General features: G+C 73.3%; 5 protein-coding genes. 4 read left to right on the top strand and 1 reads right to left on the bottom strand.

What is annotated here, in order from left to right; all coding sequences use genetic code 11:
- Window positions 1-4: 4 nt before the first annotated feature.
- From ACGF3A_RS14955 to ACGF3A_RS14940, 4 genes are all read left to right on the top strand, one after another.
- A complete protein-coding gene (locus ACGF3A_RS14955) occupies window positions 5-877 on the top strand; it encodes a TauD/TfdA dioxygenase family protein (protein ID WP_393729652.1) in 873 nt (290 codons plus the stop codon).
- Window positions 878-982: 105 nt separating this feature from the next.
- Complete coding sequence (locus ACGF3A_RS14950; protein WP_393729650.1) at window positions 983-1,234, top strand: hypothetical protein; 252 nt, start codon at window positions 983-985, stop codon at window positions 1,232-1,234.
- A gap of 63 nt (window positions 1,235-1,297) precedes the next feature.
- Window positions 1,298-5,329, top strand: a complete 4,032-nt coding sequence (locus ACGF3A_RS14945) for an amino acid adenylation domain-containing protein (protein WP_393729648.1) — start codon at window positions 1,298-1,300, stop codon at window positions 5,327-5,329.
- 298 nt (window positions 5,330-5,627) lie between these two features.
- Window positions 5,628-6,815, top strand: coding sequence for an RICIN domain-containing protein (locus ACGF3A_RS14940; RefSeq protein ID WP_393729646.1), 1,188 nt, complete (start codon window positions 5,628-5,630; stop codon window positions 6,813-6,815).
- A 60-nt stretch (window positions 6,816-6,875) separates the two neighbouring features.
- Here ACGF3A_RS14940 and ACGF3A_RS14935 read toward each other — a convergent pair whose 3' ends face one another.
- A complete protein-coding gene (locus tag ACGF3A_RS14935; RefSeq protein ID WP_393729643.1) occupies window positions 6,876-8,096 on the bottom strand; it encodes a DMT family transporter in 1,221 nt (406 codons plus the stop codon).
- Window positions 8,097-8,203: the final 107 nt, after the last annotated feature.

Here is an 8,203-nt window from a genome sequence, read left to right as displayed (position 1 = left end):
CGTCATGGAATCGCACGAGCTCGAAGCCCTGGAAGCGGTGACCACGCGTCCCGTGCACCCCTACCGCACGCTCACCGTCGACCGGCTCACCCCCGTGCTGGGCGCCGAGATCTCCGGCGTCGACCTGTCGGAGGAGCTCGGGGCCGAGCAGCTGGAGGAGATACACACCGCGTTCCGCGACCACCACGTCATCGTCTTCCGCGACCAGAAGATCACCGCCGAGGACCACAAGCGCTTCGCCGCCACCTTCGGCGAGCTCCGCCTCACCAACCCGCCGCCGCCCGAGGGCGACCCGCACGTCCTGGAGATCCGCACGAGCCCGGCCGCGTCGTACGTGGCGGGCGACGGCTGGCACGCCGACGGCACCGCCGACGCCGAACCCTCGCTGGGCTCGATGCTCTACATCACCGAGATCCCCGAGCCGGGCTGCGGCGGCGACACCCTCTTCGCCAACATGCACCTCGCCTACGAGATGCTCTCCCCGGCCATGCGCTCCCTGCTCGACCCGCTCACCGCCGTGCACGACGGCGCCCTGGCCCTGGCGGGCTACACCCCTCCCGAGGACTACGTCATCCCCAAGAGCGAGCACCCGCTCATCGCCCGGCACCCCGAGACCGACCGCAAGCTGCTCTACGTCAACAGCGTCTACACCAGCCGCATCCCGCAGCTCTCGGAGCAGGAGAGCCGGGCCGTGCTCGACATGCTCTTCGCCATGGTCGCCCGCAGGCCGCTCCTGCACTGCCGGGTCCGCTGGGCGCCGAACACCCTCGTCTTCTGGGACAACCGGTGCGTCCAGCACCACGCGTCGTACGACTACTACCCGTACACCCGCTACGGCCAGCGGGTCGCCGTCAACGGCGGCCCCGTCAAGGGCTGACCTCCGGATCCGGGCTGTCGGGGGATTGAACCGTTGCCCGTACGGGTCCGTTGCAACCCCGTACGGGTTCGCCCGAGCCCGGAAAGAACGAATACGGAGGAAACGATGAAGTCCTGGCGTTCTCGCGTCGCCACAGCCGTCGCGGTCGGTGCTGCCGCGACCGCCCTCATTCCGGCGACCGCAGGTTCCGCTTCCGCTGACGCTGTTCCGGCGTTCCGCCCGATCGACTCGGGGATCCCCGGCAAGCAGTACTGCGAAGGGCAGGGACACGCCGCCGTGTCCCAGGACAGGTACCCCTGGAGCGAATACGAGTGCGTGATGCAGCCGGACGGCACTTACACGCTGTTCGTGCGCTAGGGGGCTTCTGACCGCCGGGGGCCCGTCGGCATCGATCGTTCACTCACTGCAGAAGGACACTCCTTGACGGCGACACACACCCCCCGCGACGCCCGTCCGGCACCGGAATCCGGTGCACCGGCGCTCTGCTCCTTCGGCCAGCAGCGCCTGTGGGCGCTGGAGCAGGCGGAAGGCGCGGAGGGCTCCCACGCGGCGTACAACGAGCAGATGGCCTACCGCATCGAAGGGGACCTGGACCGGTCGCTGCTCGCGCGGGCCCTCGACGCGGTGGCCGCCCGGCACGACGCGCTGCGCACGCGGTTCGTCGTGGTGGAGGGCGAGGTGCGGCAGGAGATCGCACCGCCCGGGACCGGCTTCGCGCTCGTCGCGGAGGACCTGTCCGACCGCCAGGACGCCCAGCAGCTCCTCCTCGACCGGCTGCGCGAGGAGTGCGAGACGCCCTTCGACCTCGGCGCCGGGCCGCTGGCCCGGGGACGGCTCCTCACGCTCGCGCCGGACCGCCACGCCCTGCTGCTGACGTTCCACCACGCCGTCTTCGACGGCCGGTCGATGGAGATCATGCTGCCGGAGCTGAGCGCCGTCTACGCCGCCGCGCTGCGCGGGGAGCCGGACCCCTTGCCGCCGCTCGGCGCGCAGTTCGCCGACCACGCCGCGCGGCAGCACGCGTGGGCGGGCGGGGAGGAGGCCGCGGCGCAGGCCGCGTACTGGCGGGAGCAGTTGGCCGACGCCCCCGCACTGCTCGCGCTCCCGGCCGACCGCCCGCGCCCGACACGCCCGGACCACGCGGGCGGGCGGATCCCGGTCCGCCTCTCCCCCGCGCTCACGGACGCGCTGCGCGACACGGCGCGGGCGGAGCGCGGCACGCTGTTCACCTCCGTCCTCACCGGCTGGCACATCCTCCTGGGGCTGCTCTCCGGGGAGACGGACACCGTCGTCGGGATTCCGGTCGCGGGGCGGAGGCGGTCGGAGGACGCCGGGCTGATCGGTTTCTTCGTCAACTCCCTCGCGCTGCGCGCCGATCTGTCCGGCGGCCCGACGGGCGCCGAGGCGCTCGGCCGGGTGCGTGCCGCGCTGCGCGGGGCGCTCGACCACCAGGACCTGCCCTTCCAGCAGGTGGTCGGCGCGGTGAACCCGCGCCGCAGCCTCTCCCACAGCCCGCTCTTCCAGACGATGCTGGCGTGGGGCGCCACCCTCCGGGACCGGCTCGATCTGCCCGGGGCCGAGGCCGAGCCCCTCGACATCCCGTACGCGCCCGCGAAGTTCGACCTGACGCTGTCGGTGCACGAGGAGGACGGCGGCGTCGTCGGCCATCTCGACTACGCCCGCGCGCTCTTCGACCACGGAACGGCCGAGCGGTTCGGCCGCTATCTCACGCGCGTGCTGGAGCAGTTGGCCCGGCACCCCGAGCGCGCCATCACCGCGTACTCCCTGCTCGACGCGGACGAGCGCGCGGAGGTGCTGGCCCAGGGTCAGGGGCGGATCACCTCGGGCCCGGTCACCGGCCCTCTGGAGCGCTTCGCCGAGCAGGTGCGGCTGCGGCCCGACGAACCGGCGCTGGTCTGCGGAGGCGCCCGGCTGACCTACGCCGCGCTCGACCGGCGGGCGAACAGGCTCGCCCACGCCCTGCGTGCCCGGGGCGTACGGCCGGGGCAGGTCGTCGGCCTGCACTGCGGCCGTACGCCGGAGCTGATCGTCGGCATCTGGGGCGTGCTGAAGGCCGGTGCCGCGTTCCTGCCGCTGGACCCGCGCCAGCCGCACGGGCGGCTCCGGGCCATGGTCGAGGAGGCCACGCCCGCGCTGGTGCTCGGCGATGTCGCGGACCCGCCGGGCCCGTGGCTCAAGCTCACGGAGGTGGAGGCGGAGGGAGGCCACGAGGATGCGCAGGAGGGGCAGGAGGGGCAGGAGGGGCAGGAGGGGCCGGAGGGGCCGGAGGGGGCGCCGTCGTCGCCGTCCGCACAGCTCGCCTATGTGATCCACACCTCCGGCTCGACCGGCCGCCCCAAGGGAATCGCCGGGACCCACGGCAACATCGCCAATCTCCTGGACAACTGGACCGCCGCTCACGGCACCCTGCCCGGTGAGCCGTGCTCGGCGTGGTCCGGCATCGGCTGGGACATCTTCGTGCAGGAGATGTTCCTGCCGCTGACCACCGGCGGCGTGCTGCACCTCGTTCCCGAGGAGCTGCGGGGCGATCCCGAGGCGCTGCTCGACTGGATGCGGGAGCACCGGATCGCGCACGCCTGGCTGCCCGCCGCGTACATCACCTGGATCGACGAGAACCGCGAGCGCGCGGACGCCTGTCTCGCGGGGCTGTCGCTGCGTCAGCTGTTCACCGGGGCCGAGGCGTTGCCGGAGCGGGCGCTCTGGCGGCTCCGCGCGGCGCTGCCGGACCTGCGCCTCAGCTTCATCTACGGGCCGAGCGAGACCACCGTCTACAGCATCGCCTACGACGAGCCGCGGGACGTGGACCGGAACTGCCCGATCGGGCGGCCGATCGACAACACCCGCGTCCTGCTGCTCGACCGGCGCCGCGAGCCGGTGCCTCCCGGGGTCGTCGGCGAGGTCCACATCGGCGGCGCCGGTGTCACGCGGGGCTACCACAACCGGCCCGACCTGACCGCGGAGCGCTTCCCCGCCGACCCGTTCGTACCGGGCGAGCGGGTCTACCGTACGGGCGACCTGGCACGCCTGCTGCCGGACGGGAACTACGAGTTCGTGGGCCGCGCCGACGACCAGGTCAAGGTGCGCGGGTTCCGCGTCGAGCCCGGCGAGGTCGCCGCGGTCCTGCGGGAGCTGCCCGGCGTCCAGGAGGCCGCGGTCCTCGCCGACCGGGACGAGGCCGGTGAGGTGCGGCTCGTCGCGGGACTCGGCCGGGGCGAGGCGGCGGAGTCCACGACCGCCAAGTGGCGCGCGGCCCTCGCCGAACTGCTGCCGGACTACATGATCCCGACGCTCTTCGCCGAGTTCCCGCGGCTCCCGCTCAACCGCAACGGGAAGGTGGACCGCGCGGAGGTGCTGGGCCGCGCCCGCGCCGCACGGTCCGACCAGGTCAACACCGTCGCACCGCGCGACCGGGTCGAGATGGCCCTGTTCCGGATCTGGCGGCAGGTGCTGGTGCACTCCGACATCGGCATCACCGACGACTTCTTCGCGGTGGGCGGCACCTCGCTGTCCGCCGTCAAGGTGACGCACCTGATCCAGGAGGAGTTCGGCCGGACCCTGCCGATCCGCGACGTCCTGCAGTACCCCACCGTGGAGCAGCTCGCCGCGCGGCTGCGCAGCCGGGCACCGGCGAGGCCCGACGACGGCCTGATCGAGTTCCGCGCCGGTTCGGATGCGGACGCCCGCCGGGTCGTCTTCGTCCACCCGGCAGGCGGCACCGCCTTCTGCTATCTCCCGCTGTCGGGCGCGCTGCCGGACGGCGTCCGCGTGCAGGGGGTCCAGTCGCGAGGCATCGACCCGGACGAGCAGCCGCTGCTCTCGGTCGAGGCGATGGCGGAGCACTATCTGACGCTGCTGCGCTCCGGCCCCGGCGAGACCCTGGTGCTCTGCGGCCTCTCCTTCGGCGGACTCGTCGCGCACGAGATGGGACGGCGGCTCGCGGCGGCCGGGCACCAAGGGGTGTCGGTGGTGCTCCTGGACACGTACGCGACGGACGACCCGGCGCAGCGCGCGCGGTTCGGGCCGGTCGACGGTGCCGAGTTCCGCGACAAACTGGTCCGCTTCAACGGCATGTACCCCGGGATCGACGACGCGCAGATCGACCGCTACTTCCGGATCTACAACCACAACCGGATGGCGGCCCGCGACCACATGCCCCAGTCCTCGCAAGCGCCGCTGCTTCTCGTGCAGGCCGCCGAGTCGGAGGTCGCCGAGACCGGTGACCCCGCGGCGGCGGGCGAGGCACTGCGACGGTTCTGGCGCGCCCGCGCCCGCGCCGGGCTGACCGTGGAGACGGTCGACGGCGGCCACTGGGACCTCCTGGAGGGCGCGCGCATACCCCGGATCGCGGACCTGATCGCGGAGCGTCTCACCCGGCCTGCCCGGCCTGCCGGGCCTGCCGGACGTGCCGGGCGGAATCCGCTCTCCGGTTGAACCGTCGGCGGCTCGGATCCGTTGTCGCCCTCCGGACGCGTTGTCGCGGGCTGAGTTCGTGGTCCTGCCGGACGTGCGGACGTGCCGGAGGCGGGCGGCGCCCCGTGTGCAGGGCAGCATGACCGGAATGCGGCGAGTGTGCTCCGCGCGGGCAGCCGAGCGGGCGCGGCCCCTCGCCGCCGACCCCGGCGGGCACCGGACGTGCTCCCGCCGCTGACCGTCGGCCCGGCGGGCTCCGGCGGTTGACCTTCCGGCACAGCAGCGCGGCGCACTGCCCGAGACCCGAAACGGAGACACGATGCCCAGCAAGGAGCCAACGGACCCGGAGGGCCCGGCGATACGCCGCGCCGAGCCGCTTCCCGGATCCGCCCCCGCGGCCGAACGGAAGGCGCTGCCGGTCCGGAAGGGGAGGCGGAGCGGCCCGTCCGGTACGGCACGGCCGGACGAGTCGGCCTCGTCGTCCGGGCCCGTCGCGGCGACGCCCGAGCCGAGCACGGACGCGGCGGCGGGCGCCGGAGGAGACACCGACGCCATCAGGGCCATGCTGGCGGCCGGATTCGACAACGGCCCGCCCGCGCCGGAACCCGCCACCGCCACGAACGAGAGCGAGGGCGGGGGCGAGGACAAGGGCGAGGGCGAGGAACCGTCCTCGGGCAGACGCACCAAGGCACTGCGCGCCGCAGCGGCCCTCACCGGCGCCCTCCTGATCGCCGTCCCCCTGATCGTCCTCGGAACGGACGACGACGAGAAGGGCTCCGGCACCGGACGAGCCGCAGGCGCCACCGTCCCCGAGGACGGTTCGCAGAAGTTCGGCTCGTACAAGGGCAAGTCCAAGGACAACAGCGAGCGCGACAGCGGCGACAGGTCCGACCGGCACACCGAGCCCGACTCCGCCCGGAAGAACTCCCCCGCGCGGGAGGACAAGGGCGAGGACCGGGACGGGAACGGCGACGCGGATTCCGACGGCACGAAGGCCAAGAGGAAGTCCGCGAAGCGCGAACACTCCGGCACCGCGTTCCCGAAGGACGGCGCCGAACTCGTGAACGCCATGACCGGCATGTGCGCCGACGTCCCCGGCAAGGGCAAGGGGAAGGACGGCGGCCACATCAACCAGGACCCGTGCGCCGACGACCGGGGCGAGGACAACCAGGTGTGGATCTTCGACGTGAAGCAGCGGAAGCCCGGCAAGGGCAGGCTCTTCGTGATCCGCAACAGCAAGGACGGCCGGTGCATGGACTTGCCCGGGTACGGTTCCGTGCCCGGCGCGACGGGAGTTGTCGAGGCGGGCTGCGACGGCACCGCCAAGGACAACCAGCTCTGGTGGCTCGACGACCGGGACGACGGGAAGCACTGGATCCGCAACTACCGCAGCGAGCAGATGTGCCTGGACGTCTCGGGCAAGAAGTTCGGCGGTGGTGGCGAGGACGCCCGGCTCACGGTCGTACCTTGCAACCCGAAGGACGACCACGCGTGGGGGCTGGCCTGATCCCCGCCGGGGAACAGAGCTCCGTTCCGTGATCCGGGCCTCGTCGTCCGCCGCCTCGTCTTATTCGCGGGGAATCCTGAACAGGGTCAAGGTGTCGAAGGCGCCCGTGCCGTGCGGGGTGACCGGCACCGCGGGGTTCCGGCCGCGCCGGGGCGCCGCCCACTCCACCCGGGGGTCGTCGCGGAGCTGGTGGGGTGCGGGCTGCTGCCGCGGCTGCGGCCCGGCGGTCATGACGGCGGGGGCAGGGACGGGGACAGGTGCGGGGGCAACGGCGGGGACAGGCGGAGGCGGGGGCGGCAGCGGCACCTCGCCGCGGTGCCGTTCCTGGCCGGTCTCGGCCGGTTCCGCGCCGTCGCTGGTCACCACGACCATGACGCCGACGATGATCAGTACGAGTCCGGGCACGGCCCACGCTTCGATGCCCTGGGCCATGAAGAGCCAGGCGGCGAGCGCGGCGAGCGGCGTCTCCAGGAGGAGGAAGACGCTCATCGTCGTGGCCGAGGCGCGGCCCAGCGCGAAGTTCATCGAGCCGAGCCCCAGGAGCTGGGGCAGCAGGAGCAGGCCGAGCAGCGACAGGTGCGTGGTCCGGTCGAAGCCCGTGAGCGGGATGTCCGCGAGAAGGCACACGGCCAGGAGCTCCACCCCGCAGACCAGCGAGGTGAACGCCGAATAGAACGGGGTGCTCACGTCCGCCCGGGCCCGCTGGCTCAGGGCGGTGTACCCGGCCAGCGCCATGGCCCCGGCAAGGGCGAGCGCATCGCCCTTCAGCGCGGGTCCGCCGGCCTGCACGTCGGGCCCGGCGGCCACGGCCGCGCCCACCACGGCGAGCAGCAGCCCCGCCCAGGTGCGGCGCGCGACGGGCACGCCCTGACCGGCGGCGATGAGGGCCTGCCAGACCGGCTGCGTGGCCACGAGGGCCGTGGACATGGCGACGGTGGTCATGCGGGTGCTCGTCATGAAGGTCGCGAAGTGCAGCGCGAGCGAGGTGGCGGCCAGGAAGCCGCGGGCCAGGGGCCGCCACTGCTCGCGCCGGAGCACTCCGCGTTCCCCGCGCGCGACGCGCGCCACCTCGCGGCGGCGCAGCACCAGGAGAAGCAACGGGCCGAGCGTGGCGATGCCCAAGGCGTTGCGCCAGAACGCCATGGCCAGGGGCGGCGCGGAGCCTGCGGCGGTGAGGGGGGCGGTGGCCGAGAAGGCGACGACGGTGACGACCATCGCCGAGATGGCCAGAGGATCGAAGGAGGCCCGGGCGCGTTTCGTGCCGCCCGGGGAAGAAGGCATAGGCATAGCGAGTTCATCTGTCTCGTCTGGAGGGACGTCGTCTGCCATCCGCAGCCCGGTTCCTGAGCGGAACGGCCGACGCGGACGGGACGGAAGGCGAAGACGGC

The organism is Streptomyces sp. NPDC048172 (genome assembly GCF_043202595.1).
Taxonomy (GTDB): domain Bacteria; phylum Actinomycetota; class Actinomycetes; order Streptomycetales; family Streptomycetaceae; genus Streptomyces.
This window is presented reverse-complemented; position numbering and strand designations above follow the sequence as displayed.

Excerpts from the sequence above, each read along its gene's own strand:
- ACGF3A_RS14950 (WP_393729650.1), top strand. The coding sequence starts at position 983 with ATGAAGTCCTGGCGTTCTCGCGTCGCCACAGCCGTCGCGGTCGGTGCT.
- ACGF3A_RS14955 (WP_393729652.1), top strand. The coding sequence starts at position 5 with ATGGAATCGCACGAGCTCGAAGCCCTGGAAGCGGTGACCACGCGTCCC.
- ACGF3A_RS14935 (WP_393729643.1), bottom strand. The coding sequence starts at position 8,096 with ATGCCTTCTTCCCCGGGCGGCACGAAACGCGCCCGGGCCTCCTTCGAT.
- ACGF3A_RS14940 (WP_393729646.1), top strand. The coding sequence starts at position 5,628 with ATGCCCAGCAAGGAGCCAACGGACCCGGAGGGCCCGGCGATACGCCGC.